This is a genomic window from Streptococcus sp. HMSC070B10 (assembly GCF_001808665.1).
In the GTDB taxonomy this organism is placed as follows: Bacteria; Bacillota; Bacilli; order Lactobacillales; family Streptococcaceae; genus Streptococcus.
This window is the reverse complement of sequence record NZ_KV794217.1, coordinates 39,570-61,318: the sequence shown is the minus strand read 5'-3', so window position 1 is coordinate 61,318 and position 21,749 is coordinate 39,570. Positions and strand designations below refer to the sequence as shown.

Sequence of the window (21,749 nt, the reverse complement as noted above, 5' to 3'; positions counted from 1 at the left end):
CTCAAAACACTGTTTTGAGGTTGTGGATGAAACTAACGAAGTTAGTAACCATACATACGGCAAGGTGAAGTTGATGTGGTTTGAAGAGATTTTCGAAGAGTATCATACAAAAAAGCCCTGTTCCTCGAGATGAGGAGCAAGGCTTTTTGAGTTTCAATTATTCTTCTGTTCCAAGGAAGTTTTTCGCAACGAGGGCTGCAAGAACTCCACCAACGATTGGGGCAAGGATGAAAATCCAAACTTGTTGAAGGGCTGCGCCACCTACCAAAACAGCTGGTGCCAAGCTACGAGCTGGGTTTACTGAAAGTCCAGTAATATTCAATCCGACAAGAATCATCGCCATCAAGGACAAACCGATTACCAAACCAGCAATCGCGCCATTGCCCTTGCTTTCTGAAGTCACTGTCATGATAACCAAAACAAACAAGAAGGTTGCAATGACTTCAAACAAGAAACCACCAAAGACAGTGACACCGTTTGCCAAGGCATTTTCACCAAGACTAGCAGTTGACATACCTGAGTTAGCCAAGAGGAAGAATACCGCAGCTGACGCAAGGAAAGCTCCAACTACTTGTCCAAGGATGTAGTTTACAAGCTCTGAAGATGACAAACGTTTGTTCACAAACATAGCAATCGAAACCGCTGGGTTCAAGTGAGCACCTGAAATAGTTCCGATTGAGTAGGCTGCAACCACGATGGCTAAAGCAAAGGCAAAGGCGATTCCAAGGTGATCTAGGCCATCAAGACCATTTCCAAAAACAACAGCTCCAGTCCCAACGAACACAAGCATGAAAGTACCGATTAACTCAGCGACAAATTTTTTCATTTTCTTTCTCCTTTTTTCAAAAACTAGATACTAGTCTATCAAAAGAGGGAAAGGGTTTCAAGAAAATTGATTGGAAATTTTCAGGATAAAATTCTATAAAAACGGTAGTGTTTATTTGAAACATTTTTTCTAAAGGTATATAATGTCAATATAGTTCTAATAATTTATTTATTCCCTAATTTGAACTAATTTTTACAACTTTGCTGTTCTTTTATGAACGTTTGAATGGTATCGTGGATACCAAGGAGGAATCATATGTCTAAAGTTGCTATTGTCACAGGTGCAGGTCAAGGAATCGGTTTTGCAATCGCAAAACGATTGGTTCAAGATGGCTTTAAGGTAGGAGTCTTAGACTACAATCCCGAAACAGCTGAAAAAGCTGTTGCCGAATTATCAGCTGAAAATGCCTTTGCTGTCGTGGCCGATGTTTCGAAACAGGCCGAAGTTGCACAAGCATTTCAAAAGGTTGTTGACCATTTTGGTGATTTGAATGTTGTCGTAAATAACGCCGGTGTTGCTCCAACTACTCCTCTTGATACAATTACTGAGGAACAATTTACACGTACTTTCGGAATCAACGTTGGTGGTGTCATTTGGGGTTCACAAGCTGCACAAGCGCAATTTAAAGCACTTGGCCACGGAGGTAAAATTATCAACGCAACCTCTCAAGCCGGTGTAGTCGGTAACCCAAATCTAACTGTTTACGGTGGAACCAAATTTGCTGTTCGCGGAATCACGCAAACATTAGCACGTGATTTAGCAGACTCAGGCATCACTGTTAACGCCTACGCACCAGGTATTGTGAAAACACCAATGATGTACGATATCGCTCATGAAGTTGGTAAAAATGCAGGAAAAGATGACGAATGGGGTATGCAGACATTTGCAAAAGATATTACCCTAAAACGTCTATCTGAACCAGAAGATGTGGCTGCAGCCGTCAGCTTCCTTGCAGGACCAGATTCAAACTACATTACAGGACAAACCATTATCGTTGATGGTGGTATGCAATTCCATTAAGATATCGGAAAAGAGGTTGGAAAATGATTCAACCTCTTTTATTAGTTTTCATTATCAGTTAGGAGGATACAATAGAAACTCTTTCAATAAGTAATATTAGCTTATCCCTAGTATTGAAAAGACTGGATAGCTTCTTTCAAGTCATCTTGTAAACTATTGCTCTGGTCAAGTTGGACATAGACTTCCAACAGACAGGATCTGAAGTTGGAAAATTTATAAAAATCTTCCCTTTCTTCTATCGGAAAGTCAACAGCTTTTATCCAAGAAGCTACTTGCTCTTGCTCCAACTTCCCTTGTAAAATAGGTTCATAGATCACTCTTGCTAAACGCCAATCCTCATCATCTGTAAAACGAATGGACATTCTTTTAAATAGTTGGCCAAGTATATCAAATACTTCATGAACTCTGTTTTTAGGAAAGTCTGGATGACAAACCACCTCTGTCAGTAAATCGGCTCCATGTGCAAAAGCATGAACCCAACCATACTGACTTGAAAAACCCGTTGTATCCTTTTCTTTTGAAAGATAGTGCAAACCTTGATTTAAAAGGACATTACGAATTTCTGCTTTTAATCCCTGATAAAAAATCGATTGCTGGTTGGCATCTGCAGACAAGAGATTTGCATAAATAAGCGCCCTAAAAGAACGTTCAAGGGTTGACAGGCCTACCTTATCAATCTCTTTATCTAACCCTCCATCAGATAAAATTTTCTCAGCAATGAAATGAAATTGTTCCTGTGTAAATAGCTCTTCCTGAATCCCTCTAGCAAAGCTTGTAAAAACAAGGTCATCGCGAATTTCTGGAGAAGAATCTCCCAAATGATCAAGCAACCATTGGATTTCTTCCTCATGATAACTTGGTTTTTCTTCTGCTATTTTTCTAAGTAACTCTTGATACATGGTCAATACCTCTACATTTCTAGCAGCTGTTCAAAAAACCAGCCTTAAAAGACTTAATATTGAATTCTCAATTAAACACAATCTGATATACAATGAAGTAAATAACTATCAATATCAACTCTACAGCAAGTTCAAATTTAACATCACGACCTTCAACGGCGTTTTTGAAAATAGCTACAGCTAAGCCAAATATAATGACGCTTAACAATCCAGATATCATCAGAATAAGAATCACCTACCTTTCTATTCCCTTACTCTCCCAACTGGGCACTGTAGGCGATAATCTGGTCAACTGTGTCTGATAAGAACTGAATAGTATCACGGAGTGGTTTGTCTGTTGAAATATCAGCACCGATAATCATGGCTGACTCAAGTGGTGTCTTGCTACCACCTGACTTAAGGAGATTGAGCCAGTCTTCAGCACCAGTTTCTGAATGTTTCAGATGAAGGTAACCCGCAGTCGAGATGACAAGACCAGCAGAGTAAGTGTAGCTATACAAGCCCATGTAGTAGTGAGCTTGGCGCATCCAAGTCAGAGCTGCATCATCATCAATCTCAATAGCATCTCCCCAGAAATCCGTCAAGACTTCCTTCATAATACTGTTAAGTTTGCTTGCTCCAAAGGTTTCCCCTTCTTCAATCAGTGTATAGACCTTGCGCTGGAAGGCTGCTTCCAAAAGGTGAGTAATGAAATTATGGAAGTAAGTATCTGTCAAACGGTGAGCAAGGGCGAAACGTTTTTGACGCGGGTCGTCAGATTGATGCTCCAAGTAATCACTGAGAAGCAATTCATTAAAAGTTGATGGTGCTTCGACATAGTAGGTCGACATGTGGGCGTTGAAATAGCTTTGGTGATTGTCTGAAAAGATAAATTGACCAGAATGCCCGATTTCATGAATCAAGGTATAAACATCACTCAAACGGCCTGTCCAGCTCATGAGGACATAAGGGTGTACGCGATATGGATCCGCCGCATAACCACCAGAATCCTTGCCACTGTTAGCAGCGAAGTCCACCCAGCGCTCTTCTTGATAGCGAGCAACTTCTTGACAATATTCTTTCCCCAAAGGTTCTACTGACTTCATGACCAAATCATAGGCATCGTCAATAGTCACTTGAGGATTCAGGGCGCTATCCAAGTCCAATTTCCAGTCTGCAAAGGTCATCTTTTCAAGACCATTTACCTTGGCAACATGCTTGAGGTATCTCTGAGCAACTGGGGCAAAATCCTTCATGATGAGGTCAATTTGGCGGTCAAACATAGCACGGTCCACTTCCTGCTCAGCCAGGAGATAATCAAAGACTGAGTCGTAACCCTTCATATCTGCTAGTAGTTTTTCAGACTTGACTTGGGCTAGATAGGCTGCTGCAGCCGTATTTTGGTGCTTACGAAGACCTTCTGAGAAGGAACGGAAAGATTTCTCACGAACCTCAGCATCCTCATGATTTTGGTAGAAATTCTCATAAGTAACAAAGCTGTTTTTGTAGGTCTTGCCATGAGCTTCAAAGTCAGCCATTTCGAAATCCCCAGCTCGCATCTTAGTGTAAATATCCTGCGGACTGTAGAAAACTTCACCGAGATTGGTCAAGGCCTTCTCCACATCAGCCCCTAGATAGTGGGCTTTTTTGATTTTGGCCTGACGAATGGCCGCCGTCAAATGAGGTAATTCACCCAAACGGTCCAAGACTTTCTCGTCTGCTGCCACCAAGGCATCGTCAAAGAAGGTCAAGGCTACACTGGCATCTGTTTCAAATTCCATCCCAGCTTGGGCAATGTTAGCAAATTCGTCATTGCTATAATCTGTCGTCTGCGGCATAAAACCATAGTTACCAATATGGCTCATCTGAATGTAGATTTGTTCCAATTCCGCAAAGGCCTTCTCAAAATCCTCAAAAGTATGAAGATTACCCTTGTAGTCACGGCTAAATTGATTAATGTCTTCGCGAGCTTTCTCGATTGCACGCAAGAAATCCTCACGGTCTTGGTATAGGGCTGTTAAATCCCAGAGTTCCTTCTCTGGAAATTCTGAACGGTGTTTTTGTTCCATTTTCTTCCTCTTATTTCTCTAATTCTAATAAAACACTAAGGGCTGATAAAGCGTAAAGCGGTGCTGTTTCTGCTCGCAAAATGCGAGGACCAAGTCCTGCCAAGACTGCTCCCTTAGCTTCAAAACTCTCAATTTCCGCAGGTGACAGACCACCCTCTGGACCAAAGATAAAGAGCAGTTTGGCTCCTTTCTCTAGTCTAGTAACTGCTTGTAAAAGAGCAGCGGCTTCTCCTTCTTTTGCTGATTCTTCATAGGCTACTATGATAGAGTCAAACTGGTCAAACTGAGCTAGAAAATCTGCTTTCTTCTCAAAAAGCTGGATACTTGGAACAACATTACGCTTGCTTTGTTCTGCTGCTCCAAGGGCGATTTTTTCTAGTTTCTCAACCTTTTTACTTAATTTCTTACCATCCCATTTGGCGACCGACCAATCGGCAGGAAAGGCCCAGATTTGGCTGGCTCCGAGTTCGGTTACTTTTTGAGTGATAAACTCCAGCTTGTCTCCCTTGGGAAAGCCAGATGCGATGGTCACTTGGATTGGTAATTCCACGTTGTCAGCTAACTCTTCAACCAACTCAAACTGACGAGCTTCCACATCCAGCACACGCGCCAAGCGCTTAATTCCATCATCAAAGACCAAAGTAACCTCATCATCTTCTTTCAAGCGCATAACCTGAAACATATGCTTGCTGGTTTCCTTGTCCTCGATAGTGACAGGAGAGATAGCACTGCCTTTGACAAAATACTGCTGCATGCTAGCCTCCAATCACACCGGAAATATCCTTGGTTTTCTTAAAGACACAGGCATTCCATTCCCCTTGAACCATGTGGGTTTCAAGGAAAAATCCAGCTGACTCAGCCGACTCGCGCACCATGTCCCACTTGTCCTTAATAATTCCACTCATGATGAGGTAGCCTTCATCCTTGACCAAGCGATAAGCATCATCCGTCAGATAAACGAGGATATCCGCCAAGATATTAGCTACAATCACATCTGCCTCAATCTCAACTCCCTTAAGCAAGTCTCCTGCTGCTACATGGATGTTTTCCATACCAGGGTTGAGCTCAATATTTTCCTGAGCAACACGAACTGCCACATCATCCAGGTCGTAGGCAAAGATTTCCTTGGCACCAAGTAGCGAGCTGGCAATAGAGAGAACGCCTGAACCAGTCCCCACATCTAGCACTGTTTCCCCACCACGAAGAACCTGCTCCAAGGCAAAAAGGCTCATCTTGGTAGTTGGGTGGGTTCCTGTCCCGAAGGCCATACCAGGATCCAGCTTGATAATCTTTTCCCCAGCAGTCGCCTCATAGTCCGTCCAAGAGGGAACGATGGTCAAATCATGAGTAATACGAGCTGGTTCATAGTATTTCTTCCAGTTGTCTGCCCAGTCTTCCTCAGCCAAGGCAGTCGTACCCATTTTTACCTCTCCCAAATCCATAAAATCCGTCAATTCTGCTAAGCGAGCCTGCAAGTCCGCCTCAACCACTGCTACATCAACCGTATCAGGATAGTAGGCTGTCACTACGATTTCTTCTTGTTGCTCAACCTCTGGGAAAATCTCGCCGAAGCGATCAACATTTCCCACATAGTCCATGCTGTCTTCAATCGCAACACCTTGCGCTCCCAACTCAATCAAGAGATTGGAAACTAACTCCTCCCCCTCACGCTTAACTGTAACTTTTAACTCTTGCCATGTTTCCATCATTAAGATACCAAGCCCGTAAAACACAAAGCCAAAATAGGAATTCTCTGAAGACACTTGTGTCTAAGAGAAGTTTATCTTTTTGGCACAGTGTTTAGGGCGGGTTCAGTTTAGAAATTTAACTGAACCATCCTTTCTAATCACTTACTTTTTAAATAATCTTTTAATCTCTCTTGCAACTGAGGTACAACTTGACTGGAACTAAGAAATTCCTCGACATTCATCAGCTGATATCCCTGTCCTTCATCTCCAAACACGATACTGTCAAACTGGTTCTGTGTCAACTGACCGACAAGAAATACAGATTGTTTATCCGCAAAAAGCATACTTGGATAAACCTTACTCCAAAGCAGACAATCTTCAGTTAGATGAATGCTCAGTTCTTCATAAACTTCACGCGCTACACACTCAAAAGGACTTTCATCCCCCTCGCGTCCCCCACCGGGCAGTTCCCACATATTGGGCCAGGGAATGCTTGCCTTATCATCGCGTAAGATAGTCAAAAGCTTATCCCCACAAAACAAAGCAATCTTACAGCCTGTAAAATCAGAAATCTCTATGTTCATGTCAAACTCCTAGTATCTCGGATAAGGGTAAAATTCTCCCTCTTCCAAGCCGACTTTTCCTTCTTCAAAGACTTCTTGGTTCCATTCCATGACGAATTCTTCTGCTTCTGGGTCTTCCAAAAAGTCCATAAGGGCATCTAGTCCAACCTCGGCAGTATCTTTGAGGAATAGCGCAAAATAAGCTAAAAACTCACGAGAAAAACCTTTTTTAGGTAGGTAAGGGATAACCGTCAAATAGTCTTCCTCATTGACTGTTGATTTAGCAGGATTGTAGAAAAGAACTGCTTCTTCAAAGAGAATGTCATCTGACGAAACCTCCCCATCTTCATCCACCATCTCCACACCTGCAGTGTTTTGCGCTTCCAATAGAAAACTCACTTCAACCGCGTGATTGCGCTTGTCCCAACTAATCTCAAAGTCAAAGGGAAAGTTCTTCTCCAACTCTTCCTCTAAAACATCTAAAAATCCATATGTTGCCATTTTGTCCTCTTTCTATGCGACTCTTTAATCGCCCCGATTGCTCGGAAATATGCTAAAATAGATACTACCATCTTACCACATATACATCAGAAAATCCACGTTAGAAAGGACTGCTATGCCAGACAATCTCGCGCTTCGCATGCGCCCTAAAACCATCGACCAGGTCATCGGTCAGGAACATCTGGTCGGACCTGGAAAAATCATCCGCCGCATGGTGGAAGCCAACCGTCTGTCCTCCATGATTCTCTACGGACCTCCAGGAATCGGCAAGACCAGTATTGCCTCAGCCATCGCTGGGACTACTAAGTATGCCTTTCGAACTTTCAATGCGACAGTTGATAGTAAAAAGCGACTGCAAGAAATCGCCGAGGAAGCAAAATTCTCTGGAGGACTAGTTCTCCTGCTGGACGAAATTCATCGTCTAGACAAGACCAAGCAAGACTTTCTACTTCCACTCTTGGAAAGTGGTCTCGTCATCATGATTGGGGCTACGACTGAAAATCCTTTTTTTTCTGTAACACCTGCTATTCGTAGCCGTGTTCAAATTTTTGAGTTGGAACCTCTGTCTAACCAAGACGTCAAAGAGGCTCTTCAGATAGCCCTAAGTAACCCTGAGCGTGGTTTTGATTTTCCAGTAGAACTAGATGAGGATGCGCTGGATTTCATCGCAACCTCTACAAACGGGGACCTTCGCTCTGCCTTCAACTCACTGGACCTGGCTGTTCTCTCTACCCCTGAGAATGATAAGAGCATCCGCCACATCACCCTCGATATCATGGAAAATAGTCTTCAGAGAAGCTACATTACCATGGACAAGGATGGAGATGGACACTACGATGTTCTCTCAGCCCTGCAAAAGTCTATCCGTGGCTCAGATGTTGATGCCAGTCTTCACTATGCTGCCCGCTTGATTGAGGCTGGTGATTTGCCAAGTCTCGCTCGTCGTTTGACTGTTATCGCTTATGAAGATATCGGTTTGGCCAATCCTGAAGCCCAGATTCACACCGTGACTGCTCTTGATGCTGCCCAGAAGATTGGTTTCCCAGAAGCCCGCATTCTCATTGCCAATGTCGTCATTGATTTGGCCCTTTCTCCAAAATCCAACTCAGCCTATGTAGCTATGGATAAGGCACTTGCTGACCTCAAAACATCAGGGCACTTGCCTATTCCGCGACACCTGCGTGATGGGCACTACAGCGGAAGCAAGGAACTGGGGAATGCCCAAGACTATCTCTACCCACACAACTATCCTGGAAATTGGGTCAAGCAAGACTATCTACCAGAAAAAATCCGCAATCATCACTATTTCCAAGCAGAAGATACTGGTAAATATGAACGGGCTTTGGCTCAAAGAAAGGAAGCTATCGACCGTTTGCGAAAAATCTGAAATCCTTTTCAAAAAATTGCACTTTCCTCTTGATTTTTTTTGAAAAAGTGGTATTATATAAACATAGAAACGCTGTGGTGTACGACTTCACACTTAAGTGTTGACCGACTATTTTTTGTATTATTAGGGAAACAAAAGTCTTCTAACAGCATGTAGGCCGTCTCACACGGAAACAGCTTCAGTTAGAGCGAGTTGCCCACCTGCTTAATTGCGCGGGTTCAATACAAACCGTGAAGTTTCGGCACCAATACAGCTTTTTTCTTTGCCTCCTTAGCTCAGCTGGCAGAGCAGCGGACTCTTAATCCGTGGGTCACAGGTTCGATCCCTGTAGGGGGCATCTAAATACAACAGGAAAAAGCCTTGTAAATCAAGGCTTTTTTTGCTTGTCTATAACTGATTTACCCCATCATTTGTCCCACATTTTAAATCTATCTTTTCTTTTTGAATCAAATTACATCTTTACAAATAGTGTAAAGCCAGTTACTTTTGCTTTGATTCCATACAATATTTTCATGTAGAGAAGACAAATTTTATCTTCTCTTTTTATTTTCAAAATAATAAAAACTGATTTTCTTTTCATAAATCAGACTGAAACTTCCAAATTTTCCATTTTGTTTATTGATATTTCCTCTAAAAAGGTGTATAATATTTTTATTATCAAACTATACTATACTATATAGGGGGTATTGAAATGAAATTTTCTAATCGTTTATCGCTATTCCTTGCAGGAGTTGTTTTTGTCCTTTTAGCACTCTTTCTATTTACAAACCCAGTAGCTAATCTTGTTGCTTACAGCTGGTGGATTGCATTTGGTTTACTGGTTGCTTCTATAGCAGCTATTTTAGGCTATTTCTCTGTACCAAAAGAGCTTCGCTCACCAGCTCATCTTTTCCAAGGGATTGTTAATCTTCTCTTAGCTCTTTACCTCGTTGCCTATGGCTTTGTGACGCTGCCAGTTGTCATTCCAACTATTTTAGGAATTTGGTTAATTGTAGAAGCCATTATAGTTTTCTTTAAAGGCAATCGTCTGGGATTGATTTTCCCTATTATTGGCAACCATATCATGTGGATAGCGTTGCTTGCATTTTTACTAGGTCTAGTGATTTTGTTCAATCCAGTAGCTACAAGTGTCTTTGTCGTTTATGTCGTTGCCTTTGCATTTTTAATTGTTGGTTTCACCTATATCCTTGATGCCTTTCGTAAATAATCTAGCTGCCATTTTGGGCATATTAAAAAAGCTGGGAAGTTACATTCTCAGCTTTTTATTTGCCTTCTTAGATCAGTCGGTAGAGCAGTAGACTCTTAAGCTATGGGGCGCAGGTTCGAGCCCTGCAGGGGGCACATCTAAATCAACAGAAATAAGCCTTGAAACCAAGGCTTTTTTTAACGTCTAATAGCTTTTTGTAGAAAAGTATTTAAAAATAAAAGAGAAGAGAATCTCTCACTCTCTTCTCAGTATATCTTATTAAATTTAGTTTTTCTTAATCTAGCTGATTTTCCTTTGCAACGACAAATTCCTTAACCAGTCGATAGATAACAGCAAATATCGGTGTAAAGAATATCATCCCAAGTAAGCCAAAGAGATTGCCTCCAATACTAGCAGCCGCAAGCGTGAAAATAGCTGGCAAACCAATAGACTGACCTACAACTCTAGGATAAATAAGGTTTCCTTCAATCAGCTGTATAACTTGATATAGAAGAAGAGAAAGTAAGGCTTGAGTAGGACTCACTGTGAAGATAAAAATCGCTCCCACAACACAAGCAATCATAGGCCCTACATAAGGAATGAACGATAGCACTCCTGCAAAGATACCTGTCATTACTCCATAGGGTATCCCAAACACGCTGTAACCAACCGCTATCATAACTCCTATGATAACTGCTTCAATCAGCTGACTCATCAAAAATTGGTCATAAGTCTCTAGTGCTACTTGTCCAATGTAAGTCAACTTTATCACCACCTTCTCTGGAAGAAAAACTTTTAGAAGTCGACTCGTCATCGCTGCCAAATGTTCCTTACTGGATAAAAATAAAAAGGTGAAGACTATAATCAAAAAGGCATTCATCAAACTTGAAAAAATATTGCCGATATTACTAGTCAGACCTGATAAAAAACCTATCAAAGCTTGGCTAATAGAACTAGATTGTCCCTGTATGCCTGATACGATAGTTGACAACATGTCTTTGGTTACAAATTCCGAGCTGCCTAGCAATTTCCCAAGTTGAGTAAGGACTGTTGAAAGGACTGTTCCCAGCTGACTAATAGTCTGGGCTAGGGTTGGCAGCACCAAAACCAAAAGAGCAATCACGATTAAGATAAGAGCTAGGAAAACAAGTACCATGGCAATCGGACGACGCAACTCTGCCTTTACCTTCAATTTAACTAAGTACTGTTCAATTTTTTTCATAGGAACATTAAGCACAAAAGCAATAACAGCACCATAAATCAAGGTTGATATTACATCAAAGAGAGAGATTGCTCCTGATATAAAGCTCGATGCATTCAGAATTACAAGAGCAACCAGCCCTATAAAAAGTATTAACGGGGTGTATTTTTTTACTAAGTTCATAAATTCTCCTTAATAAACATGTTTAGATACGACTATACTATTTGGTTTTTCAAACTCTCGATTAAGGTAGGCTTGGTAAGTTCCTGGAGCGATAAATCCTTTGGGTGAGAGGATATCGGTGCCAGCCTGACCGACTATGGTATCAGCCAAGAGCACACAGTTTGTAGATAAGACAAAGTAGGATTTAAACTTAGATTTGATAAATTTATAAAGTTCCCCATCTGTCTCATGTCTGATTTTATAAGCGTAGGTGTAGTCTTCCTTACCATCACCTGTCATGATTTTATCTGCACTTGGCTCCCATGGAATCGTCAGTTGTTTCAATTCAGCCAACTTTTTCTGAACTGCTTTTTCCATTTCAGGCGTCAAATCTATCCCATAACCAAAAAGCGTTTTTTGACTCTCACGTTTACATAGGTCAATGTACTTGTCACGATCACAGAAATATAAGACACCATCTCCTACCATGCCAAATAAGGTCTCAGAAGACGGATCATAGTTGCCATAAGAAATAACACGGCCTTGATAGCAGATATCCACATGACCAATTGCCGAAAACAGAGAGGTCTCAGCTGTATGAACAAAAATTTCAAGCTCCGCTGTCTTACCAGACTTCACCATTCCAAGATGGATATCCTCTCTCTCATCAGCATTTTCCTGCATGAATTTGTTGATTTTTGCTAAAGTTCTTGCAGGGATGAGAGCGGCTAGGACAATAGGTAAGCTAATTCTAATACGACGTTTGAGATGGTTTTTCCCAATTTCCCCTTCAAATAAGAAACCGTCACGGATATTGGACAGACCATAAAGGAAAAAATAAGCCCCTAATACAAAGAGTTGAAAGACAGAATTTCCTGTAGAGGACAAAAGACTAGTCCCACCAAGAAAAACTAATACGAGTCCATCTAGTAAGAGACGAAAACGAGGTCGAATTTTGTTTTTGCGGTAGAGAACATAGGTGACAAGGTTAATACTAGCATGAAAAATCTGATAAACTCCAATCACAAGAGCCAAAATATAAATCGGCACATCCGTCGCAAGATTGGAGCCAAGCAAATATCCCAGCACTAACAATTTAACCAGTGCAACTCCCAAGGTGTCCGTTGACTGACTTTTTTTGAAAATACGTAATACTAAATCTAAGACCGTTGCTATCCAAGCTAAAAACAGAACCAGTCGAATAACCTTTACTGGCAACCAAGTCCCCGTGACCATCAAGATGAGACCTAGCAGAACAAACAAGAACCCCTGAGCAAGTAATTTCTTACCTGTCAGACCTAAAGATAGAATTTTCGCCATATAAAAACCTTTCAACAATAAAAATTAAACACTCCGATTAAACTGACTAGTAAATAGCCAACACTACAAACAGCCTGTGCCAGCAACATATGGTGACTAGAAATGACTGTAGTAATGTCACCATCTTGTCTTATGCACTTCTAAAATTTGTTATATTGATTAGAAGCCAGAGCTTATAAAAACTAGCTAAACTCGAGAGATAGACACAATTGCGACGAAAAAATGTATAACCAATTCAACTTGTTAAGGTAAGAAAGCATTATTTCCAATCTATTAATTATTCATCTATTACCTATTATGACACAATATTCCCTATAGTTCAACTTTTTACTTGTTTTTATATTACACGGACTAAAAAGTTTTCAACAGTTGATTGCATTTGTTTTAATAAGTTTTAACCTTTCTTGGTTAGATAAAAAAAGAACCATACAGTTTAGAATCTGTATGGTTTTTGCCCCACTTTTGTCCCATTTTTAAATCATGACATTGAAAATACCTAAAATCACTTATATTTCAATATTTTTAATTGCTCTCAATATGAAAGTCCTTTCCAAATCCCTGTAGGGGGCATCTAAATCAACAGGAAAAAGCCTTGATTTACAAGGCTTTTTTGCTTTCCTTTTAAAAATTGTCGTGCAATTTGCCGTGTTTTTACAACAAACTTTTCACAGCCATAAATTCCTCACTAATTTTTTCCTCCAATGTGTGACCATAAACTTCAACCAGCATAGAGATATCTTTGTGTCCTAAAATTTTCGCAATAACTCCCAAATCAATATTATTATGCCATAAATAACTACCATAAGTGTGTCTAGCTCCTTTAGTAGTAATCAATGGAGAAATTTGCAATTCCTTCAACATTACTTTTATAGCTTTATTGACTGTTGCAATATCTGGAACATCGTAGGCATATCCATAATGCTGAAAAATCATTTTATACCTATTCTTGATTCCTAGCTCTTTATTGGCCTTCTCCTGTTCAATTTTTAGGACTTGTAATATCTTAATACATTCTTCGTCTATCGGTACCATCCGAATAGACGTTTTGTTTTTGGAGGGACAAATTTATGAGAAAGGGTATTAAACCTCCTATAATACTGAATAAAATATTTCAGGCTCTTGATAATAATGTCGCAGTCTTGAAGATTGTATTTTACAATACCAACAAATTCATTCTTTTCCCAAGTAATAATATCTCCAAAGGCTGTTACCAACAGCGGAAAAAGAAGTAAGGAACTATTCATAATAATATCCGTAGCAAATCTTTGCATTTTTGCCTTATCTTCTTTAAGATAGTACTATTAAAAAAAGAAAAGGTGAAAATCATGGAAACATATACACTTGCAAATGGGGTTGCTATTCCTAAAATTGGTTTTGGAACTTGGCAAATTGCCGAAGGCGAAGAAGCCTATAACAGCGTTAGCTTCGCACTTAAGGCGGGTTACACACATATTGATACCGCACAAATTTACGGTAACGAGGTTTCTGTAGGTAAAGCGATTGCTGATAGTAATTTGGCACGTGAGGATATTTTCCTAACTACCAAACTTTGGAATGATAAGCATGATTACGAGTTAGCTAAGACTTCTATCGATGAGTCTCTCGAAAGACTTGGTGTGGATTATTTGGATCTTTTACTTATCCATTGGCCTAATCCAAAGGCGCTTCGTGAGAATGATGATTGGAAGGCTGGCAATGCGGGTGCATGGAAGGCTATGGAAGAAGCCTACAAAGAAGGTAAGGTGCGTGCTATCGGTGTGTCTAACTTTATGCAACACCACCTAGAAGCTCTTATTGAAACAGCTGAAATTGTTCCACATGTCAATCAAATCCTCTTGGCTCCAGGTTGTAACCAAGAAGACTTAGTTGCCTATTGCCAAGAGCGCGATATCCTTCTTGAAGCCTATAGTCCACTAGGTACAGGTAGCATTTTTGGAAATGAAGATGTTGAAGCAGTGACTGAACGTAACGGTAAATCTGTGGCACAAGTTGCTCTGCGTTGGAGCCTTCAAAAAGGTTTCTTGCCACTACCTAAGTCTGTAACACCTAAAAATATTGAAGGCAACCTAGATATCTTCGACTTCGACTTATCAGAGGAAGATATGGCAGTCCTGGATAAGATTCAAGGCATCAAAACTCAGGATGATCCTGACAAAGTTAATTTTTAATAGGATTTTAAGCAACTCGTCAGGGTTGCTTTTTAGCGTGTTTCTTTAGATTTGCTATAATGAAACAATCATTTTTTATTTATATATGGGAGTTACGTAATGGAGTCTCGAAATCTTTTGCCTCAAAATACACGTACTTCATTATCAATCATCAAACACTCCGCCTGTAAGCTGGTACGTGAGGTAAATGTGCTCCAAGGTTTTGACAATTCGCGTCACATGAAGTTATTTAAGCATCTCATTTTTTTTTATTACCATTTTCTGTTATAATAAATTGTACTTCTAAAATAGAAAGGTCTTAAGATGACAACTCTTGTTAAACATAAACGTGTAAATTATTCAGAACTTTTTTATGATCTAGTTTTTGTTTTTGCGATTTCAAAAGTAACTGCTTTAATTCACCATCTTCATAACGGTATTTTGACTTGGAATTCTTTGCTTGATTTTTTCATGTCTGTCTTGCTTCTCATCAATGCCTGGATGATTCAAACCGTTTATACCAATCGCTATGGAAAGAACTCTTTATTTAACATGCTAATCATGTTTATCAATATGGGACTTTTACTCTTTATATCCAATTTGATTAAAGATGATTGGCAACAATATTTTCATTATGTCTGTTGGGCTATTGGTACATTAACCCTTACCTTATTTTTTCAATATTTGGTTGAGTTTTTTAAAAAATCAACCGATAATGTTCATAGGGAAAGTATCAAAGGTTTTCTATGGATAACAGGTCTACGAAGTTTAGAAATCTATCTAGCAGCTCTTCTTCCTATTTACATTGGAGTCTATATCCTTTATGCTAGTATTCTGCTAACATTTATTACGCCAATTACCTCGATTAGTAAAGATGATCATTTCCAGATAGTTCTCCCCCATTTAATCGAGCGCATCTCCCTTCTTGTCATTATTACGTTTGGAGAGATGATTATGGGGCTAGTTAACTTCTTTACAATCGAGAATTTCTCGATTTATTCGGTTCTTTATTTCATTATTATGCTTTCTCTGTTCTTGTTTTATTTTGTTCAATTCGACCATGCTATTGATGAAGAATCTAATCAAAAGGGACTATTTCTAATTTACAGTCACTATCCTATTTTCATTGGACTTCTTATGATGACCGTTTCGATGAGTTTTCTTCTGAATCCTGAAACTAATCTTCTCTTTGCAACCAGCTTCTTTTATATCGGAATTGGCCTCTTCCAAGCTGCTGTCCTAGCAAATGGGCCCTATAACAAACACTATCTTCGCTATTCGAAAAGTTACTACTGTGTCCAAGCTACACTCTATCTGGCTGCCTTGATTCTCTCTTTAATCTTTGCTTCTAATCCTATAATAGTAGTAAGTATTACAACCATTTTAGCTCTAGCTATAGCTATTCATTCTATTTATTTTTATATGACACAGACTAAAAAACATTCCACACCTTACTGGGAGTTGTTTTAATGAGTTTATAAGATTAAAAAGCTTTGGGAACCAAGGCTTTTTTTTCATTAATTTGTTTTTCCATTTTATCCTCCAATTTGATCTCGCACTGACATTTGTTTATAACAAAACTATATATCTAGAATAGCATAAACATTAGGTATTATAGGTTTTCAAACCAAATACGAGTCATTCGTTTTTGCCCCACTTTTGCCCCATTTTTAAATCCTGACATTGAAAACACCTAAAAGTATTTCCCTAAAATCAGCTATATTTCAACATTTTTGTTTATTTTCAATATGAAAAGTTCTTACAAATCCATGTAGGGGGCATCTACATACAACAGGAAAAGCCTTGGAATCAAGGGTTTTTTCGTATCTTCTACAAAAAAAGCAAGAGTTTTAGAGGACTATGACTCTAGATGTACATTTTACTTAAATGACTGAAGGTCTTTTCTTAATAAAAACACCCCAAAAATTAGATTTTTTCTGTCTAACTTTTGAGGTACAGTTCAAAACGCGAAATAGCATTTTTTATTTTAGGTTACTAATCTAATCGAATAAACATCATGGCATTTAACAAAGATATGAGTGAGACCGTGTTTATATTATTTGAATAGATCAGTCTCTTATTTTCAATCGGAGGAATAATAAAATTAGAAATGATGATATCATAAGGCGATTCTTCTAAAGATTCCTTTGATAATTCTAATTCAGTCCAAACTTCAAGTTCAAAATTGTTGCTGCAATAATAAGAAAGTGTCTCTGCAACGGATTTTGCATGATACTGATCAAAATTACTCATAACCAGAACCTTCAGCTTTGGCTGATTTTGTAGTAGATTAAGCACCAAATGTTTGGTATGAGTGATGAAGGTATAAGATAGATGATTTACCATCATTGAACTAGAACAAACTTCAAGAGTCTCTAAATAATGAGAAAGCTCTTTTTTTACATCTGAAACAAATTTAGGGAAAATATTTTGAAAATTCCTGATTGTATTCCCTTTTTGATCAAATAAAATAAACTCAGTGGACAACTCCTGACGATACAGATGTGCAGTATTATGCAGATGCCAAATCAGATTATCCTTATTCTCAATCTCAATCTGATACTTGACTGAAATCTGATCAATAAAATCACTCAATAGATGGTAAGATTTTTCAACATAGCTATCCTTTTTTACGCATTTCAAAAAGAGACTTTCATCTATGAAAAACATTTTTTGAAAGTAAGACACAAATAATTGGCAAACAACTTCTTCATCTAAAGAGATATTGTATTCTAATTCAAAATTCTTAGCAACACCTTCTATTCCTTCTACCTGCATTAAAAAATCCAAACTTTGATCGTTAAAAGAGTCTTTCTCTACTTCCATGAAATGACCAAACTTTATTCTATATAGGTTCGTAACTAGGAGCAACTTTAGCATTCTATGAGTTGACAAATTCATTGGAAAGCTTGTTTCCTTATAAACCAATTCTAACAATTGAGATAGGGGCTCTGATGAAAAATTTTCAAATGGCCATTCTAGGAAATAATATTTTTCTGAAAAATATTGTGCAAAAAAGTAACGAATGTCTCTCTCATTTCCAATGATTTGAACAGGGGTCAGACTGATTTCAAATTGAAATTGCCTTTTAATCACTTTATTGATTTGGCTAATAATACGATAGAGCGAAGATGAACTGATATAAAATTCTTTACAAATTCTCTCAGCTTGACAACCTTCATTAAAGAAGATAAATTCTAAAATCGAAAAATGAGTTGAATGTTTAAAGAAATGATGGTAAACCATTTCAATATCACTATCATCGGTATTAATAATGCGTATACCATTAGTAGAAGAATGAAAAATCAAGTCAGGAAAAGCAGATTTAACATGGGATAGATCATCTTTGACTGCACGTTCTGTACAATTTAATAACTCTGCTAGTTCAGAACGATGAAACCATCGTTTATGTTCAAATAATAATTCTAATAATTCTAATTGCCTATGACTTTTTTAGATAATAAATCTATCATGAATGTCTTTCTATCTTTATAAATTATCGGATTTCACCTCTTGCAATTATACCACAAAGAATAGGTATAGCATGATATAACGACTTTTACTAAAATCCTTTATTTCGTATAATAACACTACGGAGGCAATATATAAACAATTTTCTTATTTTACCGTCTATTGAGGGCGTGAATACAGGATCAAATTCAAGTCGAAAGATTATATTTTTATTTTTAAAAATTTATATAATAGCAACAATCAAAGAATTTGATTTTTTTATATTAAAATTATATAATAACCAAAATAATTGATTTTTTTATATTAAAATTATATAATAGCGATAATCAAAGTAATTGATTTATTTTTTAATATTAAAATAGAAAAGGAGGGTAAGCAATATTGTGGTCAATCATTGCTGGAGGTCTTATTGGACTTGTAGCAGGTAGAATCACTAAAAAAGGTAGTTCTATGGGAATCGTCGCAAATGTATTCGCTGGTTTAGTCGGGTCATCTGTAGGACAATCCCTTTTAGGTAGTTGGGCCCATCCATCGCTGGAATGGCTTTGATCCCATCTATTGCAGGAGCAGCAATTGTTGTTACTGTAGTATCATTCTTTACAGGTAAAAAATAATTACTTGTAGAATAAACTATTTTTAAATAGATTAGACGGTTAAAAATAGTTTAATGTTAAATCGAAAGGATTGTATATGTCAAAAACAAAGAAAATATTTTTAATTATTTTCTGTATTTTAATCTTGACAATTTTCCTTCCTGTTTTGATAGATTATCATCAAGTTAGTGATCTAGGCATTCAGCTATTTAGCTGGAGACAGAATCATTTCGTTGAATTCTATCTCTCTAGATATATATTCTGGGGGATAATGGCTCTATCAACTTTAGTTTTGTTATCGATGTTAGTTGTGTTGTTTTATCCTAAACGTTATTTGGAAATTCAACTTGAAACTAAAAACGATACATTGAAATTAAAGAATTCAGCAATCGAAGGTTTTGTTAGAAGTTTGGTAAGTGATCATGGATTGATCAAGAACCCAACTGTTCATGTAAATTTACGAAAAAATAAATGTTTTGTTCATGTAGAAGGTAAAATTCTTCCTTCGGACAACATCGCTGACAGATGCCAACTAATTCAAAATGAAATAACTAATGGATTGAAGCAGTTTTTTGGTATTGAGCGTCAGGTTAAACTAGAAGTTCTAGTAAAAGACTACCAGCCTAAACCAAAACCTCAAAACAAAAAGACTGTTAGTCGTGTGAAGTAAGGAAGTAAAAAATGGAATGGCTTAAACAATATCGATATCCAATTATCACTGGTCTCATAGGCGTATTTCTCGCTTGTTTGATTATCTCCTTTGGCTTCTTCAAAACAATATTTGTATTGATTTTAGGAGCACTGGGAGTTGCAGCTGGATTATATATCGAAAAAAACTATATAGATAAATAAATAAATAAAAATTACTAATTTAATTAAAGGAGTTTCATATGTCAAACGAAAAAAACACAAACACTAACGTAGAAAAGAAAGATGCTACTGTTGTAGCTCACGAAATCAAAGGGGAACTTACTTACGAAGATAAAGTTATCCAAAAAATCATTGGTCTGTCACTAGAAAACGTTTCAGGTCTTTTGGGAATCGACGGTGGTTTCTTCTCAAATCTTAAAGAAAAAATCGTTAACAGCGATGACGTAACAAGTGGTGTTAACGTAGAAGTTGGTAAAACACAAGTCGCAGTTGACTTAAACATTATTGCTGAGTACCAAAAAAATGTTCCAGCTTTATATTCAGAAATCAGAGAAATCGTATCTTCAGAAGTTGCTAAAATGACTGACTTGGAAGTTGTTGAAATCAACGTAAACGTTGTCGACATCAAAACTAAAGAACAACATGAAGCAGACTCAGTAAGCCTTCAAGATCGCGTATCTGACGTTGCTGAATCAACAGGAGAATTCGCTTCAGAACAATTCGAAAAAGCTAAATCTGGTTTCTCAACTGTTCAAGAAAAAGTTAGCGAAGGTGTAGAAGCTGTTAAAGGTGCAGCAACTGGTGTAGTATCTCACGAAAAAACTCGTGTAAACTAAGATAAAATAAATATAACAGGAGAAATTATCATGTCAGTAGAAGAAAAATTAAATCAAGCTAAAGGTTCTATTAAAGAAGGTGTTGGGAAAGCCATCGGTGATGAAAAAATGGAAAAAGAAGGAGCAGCTGAAAAAGTTGTTTCTAAAGTAAAAGAAGTTGCTGAAGATGCCAAAGACGCTGTAGAAGGTGCTGTAGAAGGTATCAAAAACATGCTGAGTGGCGACGATAAATAAGGCTAAAAGCTACTTTATCTTTTTAGTAACATTAGTCAAAAAAGTCTGAGTCAAGATGATTCTCAGAAAACAAAAAGCTAGAGATTTCCAATTGCGGAACTCTAGCTTTTTAATTTCGCCTCTTTCTCTTATTATATTTCAGCAGGTTGTTGACCGTGAGTACGAATCCCATGTCAATTCTCACTTGACGCTTACCTCTCAGATGACATCTCTTATAACCAAACAAACCTTTATCTGCCCAAAGACAGATTTCATATCAATCTTACGTTTAGCGAAAATTTGTCAACCCTTGAAAGATAAAAGTGCCTGATATTCTTTAGTTTTTAAACACCGGTAACGTTCATTCATATACAGTCCCTTTTGAGGGGCTGATTCAGGTTCATAATCGCAGTCAACATTGATTTCAAGGCTATTTGCTTTCTATCTCCCCTTTTTCATAATGTATTTTCGTATAGGTGTTTCAACCATTTGAACGATTTCAAATCCTTCTTTTTGGTAAAGATTGTAAGCTGTGTGATTTGCCTCGTAAACATTTAGAGAAATAGTATCTATGTCTTCATTTTCAAAGGCCAAACTAACAAATTTCCTTAAAGCCTGGCTACCTAAGCCTTGCCCCTGTTTCTGGGGGTTGATAAAAAATCTTCCAATATGAAGATTGCTGTCTTCTTGCCTGATTTTCTGGATAAGCCCCACAAACTCTTGTCCTTCAAAGATTGAAAAGATTCCTTCCAAATCTTGCAAAACTTGAATTGTCAAGGGAAAAGGAATCATTGTTCCCATCCATTGTTCTTGAAAGGATTTGCCAAGGAAGTTGGACCATTGGCATACGAGCTGAGCGTTTTCTGTACTCACCTTTTCTTCAAAACGAATTGTCATCTTGACCTCACTATCTTGTTTATGTTTCTCCATTATACTACTTCTCCCATTTTTTACGAATAGATAAGTATGATTGATTTTTATTTTTTTCTTGTCGGGAGCATTCTCGCTTCCTTTCTTGGTTTGGTTATTGACCGTTT

19 protein-coding genes, 1 tRNA gene and 4 pseudogenes are annotated in these 21,749 nt (G+C 38.1%); 12 read left to right on the top strand and 12 right to left on the bottom strand.

Annotated elements, in window-relative coordinates:
* Positions 1 to 157: 157 nt before the first annotated feature.
* A complete protein-coding gene (locus HMPREF2613_RS10570; protein WP_070480345.1) occupies positions 158 to 826 on the bottom strand; it encodes an MIP/aquaporin family protein in 669 nt (222 codons plus the stop codon).
* A gap of 255 nt (positions 827 to 1,081) precedes the next feature.
* Here HMPREF2613_RS10570 and HMPREF2613_RS10565 point away from each other — a divergent pair, with 255 nt between their 5' ends.
* Positions 1,082 to 1,846 carry a (S)-acetoin forming diacetyl reductase gene (locus HMPREF2613_RS10565; RefSeq protein ID WP_000048147.1) on the top strand — a complete coding sequence of 255 codons (765 nt, stop codon included), beginning with the start codon at positions 1,082 to 1,084 and terminating at the stop codon, positions 1,844 to 1,846.
* 107 nt (positions 1,847 to 1,953) lie between these two features.
* Here HMPREF2613_RS10565 and HMPREF2613_RS10560 read toward each other — a convergent pair whose 3' ends face one another.
* From HMPREF2613_RS10560 to HMPREF2613_RS10535, 6 genes are all read right to left on the bottom strand, one after another.
* Entirely contained in the window at positions 1,954 to 2,745 is a 792-nt protein-coding gene (locus HMPREF2613_RS10560; protein WP_070480343.1) for a DUF2785 domain-containing protein, read from the bottom strand.
* A gap of 251 nt (positions 2,746 to 2,996) precedes the next feature.
* Positions 2,997 to 4,793: an oligoendopeptidase F gene (gene pepF / locus HMPREF2613_RS10555; protein ID WP_070480340.1), complete on the bottom strand. Its 1,797-nt coding sequence runs from the start codon at positions 4,791 to 4,793 to the stop codon at positions 2,997 to 2,999.
* A gap of 10 nt (positions 4,794 to 4,803) precedes the next feature.
* Complete coding sequence (locus tag HMPREF2613_RS10550) at positions 4,804 to 5,547, bottom strand: 16S rRNA (uracil(1498)-N(3))-methyltransferase (protein WP_070480338.1); 744 nt, start codon at positions 5,545 to 5,547, stop codon at positions 4,804 to 4,806.
* A gap of 1 nt (position 5,548) precedes the next feature.
* Positions 5,549 to 6,499: a 50S ribosomal protein L11 methyltransferase gene (gene prmA, locus HMPREF2613_RS10545; protein WP_083279280.1), complete on the bottom strand. Its 951-nt coding sequence runs from the start codon at positions 6,497 to 6,499 to the stop codon at positions 5,549 to 5,551.
* A 140-nt stretch (positions 6,500 to 6,639) separates the two neighbouring features.
* On the bottom strand, positions 6,640 to 7,065 hold the full coding sequence (locus tag HMPREF2613_RS10540; protein WP_070480335.1) for an NUDIX hydrolase: 426 nt from the start codon (positions 7,063 to 7,065) through the stop codon (positions 6,640 to 6,642).
* Between the two features lie 9 nt (positions 7,066 to 7,074).
* Complete coding sequence (locus HMPREF2613_RS10535) at positions 7,075 to 7,545, bottom strand: DUF3013 family protein (protein ID WP_070480334.1); 471 nt, start codon at positions 7,543 to 7,545, stop codon at positions 7,075 to 7,077.
* Between the two features lie 115 nt (positions 7,546 to 7,660).
* Here HMPREF2613_RS10535 and HMPREF2613_RS10530 point away from each other — a divergent pair, with 115 nt between their 5' ends.
* The 3 genes from HMPREF2613_RS10530 (at position 7,661) to HMPREF2613_RS10520 (ending at position 10,139) form a co-directional block, all read left to right on the top strand.
* The gene (locus HMPREF2613_RS10530; protein WP_070480331.1) at positions 7,661 to 8,932 is read left to right on the top strand and encodes a replication-associated recombination protein A; all 1,272 of its coding nucleotides are present in this window, start codon (positions 7,661 to 7,663) and stop codon (positions 8,930 to 8,932) included.
* Between the two features lie 264 nt (positions 8,933 to 9,196).
* Positions 9,197 to 9,269 (top strand) — tRNA-Lys (locus tag HMPREF2613_RS10525).
* 354 nt (positions 9,270 to 9,623) lie between these two features.
* Positions 9,624 to 10,139, top strand: coding sequence for a DUF308 domain-containing protein (locus HMPREF2613_RS10520; protein WP_070480329.1), 516 nt, complete (start codon positions 9,624 to 9,626; stop codon positions 10,137 to 10,139).
* Positions 10,140 to 10,413: 274 nt separating this feature from the next.
* Here HMPREF2613_RS10520 and HMPREF2613_RS10510 read toward each other — a convergent pair whose 3' ends face one another.
* From HMPREF2613_RS10510 to HMPREF2613_RS10500, 3 genes and pseudogenes are all read right to left on the bottom strand, one after another.
* Positions 10,414 to 11,502: an AI-2E family transporter gene (locus tag HMPREF2613_RS10510; protein WP_004256071.1), complete on the bottom strand. Its 1,089-nt coding sequence runs from the start codon at positions 11,500 to 11,502 to the stop codon at positions 10,414 to 10,416.
* A 9-nt stretch (positions 11,503 to 11,511) separates the two neighbouring features.
* Complete coding sequence (locus HMPREF2613_RS10505; protein ID WP_049509794.1) at positions 11,512 to 12,801, bottom strand: membrane protein; 1,290 nt, start codon at positions 12,799 to 12,801, stop codon at positions 11,512 to 11,514.
* Positions 12,802 to 13,452: 651 nt separating this feature from the next.
* Positions 13,453 to 13,904: pseudogene (locus HMPREF2613_RS10500) on the bottom strand (tyrosine-type recombinase/integrase); the annotation flags it as partial.
* 222 nt (positions 13,905 to 14,126) lie between these two features.
* On the opposite strand from HMPREF2613_RS10500, the gene HMPREF2613_RS10495 reads away from it, so the two are divergent.
* Positions 14,127 to 14,969: an aldo/keto reductase gene (locus HMPREF2613_RS10495; protein ID WP_007521108.1), complete on the top strand. Its 843-nt coding sequence runs from the start codon at positions 14,127 to 14,129 to the stop codon at positions 14,967 to 14,969.
* A gap of 303 nt (positions 14,970 to 15,272) precedes the next feature.
* Complete coding sequence (locus HMPREF2613_RS10490; RefSeq protein WP_049499291.1) at positions 15,273 to 16,418, top strand: low temperature requirement protein A; 1,146 nt, start codon at positions 15,273 to 15,275, stop codon at positions 16,416 to 16,418.
* Positions 16,419 to 16,943: 525 nt separating this feature from the next.
* On the opposite strand, the pseudogene mgaSpn reads toward HMPREF2613_RS10490, so the two are convergent.
* Positions 16,944 to 18,421: pseudogene (gene mgaSpn, locus HMPREF2613_RS10485) on the bottom strand (virulence factor transcriptional regulator MgaSpn).
* A 376-nt stretch (positions 18,422 to 18,797) separates the two neighbouring features.
* On the opposite strand from mgaSpn, the pseudogene HMPREF2613_RS10480 reads away from it, so the two are divergent.
* From HMPREF2613_RS10480 to HMPREF2613_RS10460, 5 genes and pseudogenes are all read left to right on the top strand, one after another.
* Positions 18,798 to 19,033, top strand: a pseudogene (locus HMPREF2613_RS10480) (GlsB/YeaQ/YmgE family stress response membrane protein).
* A gap of 76 nt (positions 19,034 to 19,109) precedes the next feature.
* Positions 19,110 to 19,682 (top strand): alkaline shock response membrane anchor protein AmaP, encoded by a 573-nt coding sequence (amaP, locus tag HMPREF2613_RS10475; protein ID WP_070480324.1) that lies wholly within the window; start codon positions 19,110 to 19,112, stop codon positions 19,680 to 19,682.
* Positions 19,683 to 19,693: 11 nt separating this feature from the next.
* Complete coding sequence (locus tag HMPREF2613_RS10470) at positions 19,694 to 19,864, top strand: DUF2273 domain-containing protein (protein ID WP_000455069.1); 171 nt, start codon at positions 19,694 to 19,696, stop codon at positions 19,862 to 19,864.
* A gap of 38 nt (positions 19,865 to 19,902) precedes the next feature.
* A complete protein-coding gene (locus HMPREF2613_RS10465; RefSeq protein WP_070480321.1) occupies positions 19,903 to 20,499 on the top strand; it encodes an Asp23/Gls24 family envelope stress response protein in 597 nt (198 codons plus the stop codon).
* 30 nt (positions 20,500 to 20,529) lie between these two features.
* On the top strand, positions 20,530 to 20,733 hold the full coding sequence (locus HMPREF2613_RS10460; RefSeq protein ID WP_000109954.1) for a CsbD family protein: 204 nt from the start codon (positions 20,530 to 20,532) through the stop codon (positions 20,731 to 20,733).
* 420 nt (positions 20,734 to 21,153) lie between these two features.
* Here the strand turns inward: HMPREF2613_RS10460 and HMPREF2613_RS10455 are convergent, their stop codons facing one another.
* Positions 21,154 to 21,609 (bottom strand): GNAT family N-acetyltransferase, encoded by a 456-nt coding sequence (locus HMPREF2613_RS10455; protein WP_070480395.1) that lies wholly within the window; start codon positions 21,607 to 21,609, stop codon positions 21,154 to 21,156.
* A 69-nt stretch (positions 21,610 to 21,678) separates the two neighbouring features.
* Here HMPREF2613_RS10455 and HMPREF2613_RS11400 point away from each other — a divergent pair.
* Positions 21,679 to 21,749, top strand: a pseudogene (locus HMPREF2613_RS11400) (prepilin peptidase); the annotation flags it as partial.

Excerpts from the sequence above, each read along its gene's own strand:
- HMPREF2613_RS10535 (WP_070480334.1), bottom strand. The coding sequence starts at position 7,545 with ATGGCAACATATGGATTTTTAGATGTTTTAGAGGAAGAGTTGGAGAAG.
- HMPREF2613_RS10455 (WP_070480395.1), bottom strand. The coding sequence starts at position 21,609 with ATGACAATTCGTTTTGAAGAAAAGGTGAGTACAGAAAACGCTCAGCTC.
- HMPREF2613_RS10565 (WP_000048147.1), top strand. The coding sequence starts at position 1,082 with ATGTCTAAAGTTGCTATTGTCACAGGTGCAGGTCAAGGAATCGGTTTT.
- HMPREF2613_RS10560 (WP_070480343.1), bottom strand. The coding sequence starts at position 2,745 with ATGTATCAAGAGTTACTTAGAAAAATAGCAGAAGAAAAACCAAGTTAT.
- prmA (WP_083279280.1), bottom strand. The coding sequence starts at position 6,499 with ATGGAAACATGGCAAGAGTTAAAAGTTACAGTTAAGCGTGAGGGGGAG.
- HMPREF2613_RS10495 (WP_007521108.1), top strand. The coding sequence starts at position 14,127 with ATGGAAACATATACACTTGCAAATGGGGTTGCTATTCCTAAAATTGGT.
- HMPREF2613_RS10470 (WP_000455069.1), top strand. The coding sequence starts at position 19,694 with ATGGAATGGCTTAAACAATATCGATATCCAATTATCACTGGTCTCATA.
- HMPREF2613_RS10490 (WP_049499291.1), top strand. The coding sequence starts at position 15,273 with ATGACAACTCTTGTTAAACATAAACGTGTAAATTATTCAGAACTTTTT.
- HMPREF2613_RS10520 (WP_070480329.1), top strand. The coding sequence starts at position 9,624 with ATGAAATTTTCTAATCGTTTATCGCTATTCCTTGCAGGAGTTGTTTTT.
- pepF (WP_070480340.1), bottom strand. The coding sequence starts at position 4,793 with ATGGAACAAAAACACCGTTCAGAATTTCCAGAGAAGGAACTCTGGGAT.
- HMPREF2613_RS10465 (WP_070480321.1), top strand. The coding sequence starts at position 19,903 with ATGTCAAACGAAAAAAACACAAACACTAACGTAGAAAAGAAAGATGCT.
- HMPREF2613_RS10530 (WP_070480331.1), top strand. The coding sequence starts at position 7,661 with ATGCCAGACAATCTCGCGCTTCGCATGCGCCCTAAAACCATCGACCAG.
- HMPREF2613_RS10570 (WP_070480345.1), bottom strand. The coding sequence starts at position 826 with ATGAAAAAATTTGTCGCTGAGTTAATCGGTACTTTCATGCTTGTGTTC.
- HMPREF2613_RS10505 (WP_049509794.1), bottom strand. The coding sequence starts at position 12,801 with ATGGCGAAAATTCTATCTTTAGGTCTGACAGGTAAGAAATTACTTGCT.
- HMPREF2613_RS10550 (WP_070480338.1), bottom strand. The coding sequence starts at position 5,547 with ATGCAGCAGTATTTTGTCAAAGGCAGTGCTATCTCTCCTGTCACTATC.
- amaP (WP_070480324.1), top strand. The coding sequence starts at position 19,110 with ATGTCAAAAACAAAGAAAATATTTTTAATTATTTTCTGTATTTTAATC.
- HMPREF2613_RS10540 (WP_070480335.1), bottom strand. The coding sequence starts at position 7,065 with ATGAACATAGAGATTTCTGATTTTACAGGCTGTAAGATTGCTTTGTTT.
- HMPREF2613_RS10510 (WP_004256071.1), bottom strand. The coding sequence starts at position 11,502 with ATGAACTTAGTAAAAAAATACACCCCGTTAATACTTTTTATAGGGCTG.
- HMPREF2613_RS10460 (WP_000109954.1), top strand. The coding sequence starts at position 20,530 with ATGTCAGTAGAAGAAAAATTAAATCAAGCTAAAGGTTCTATTAAAGAA.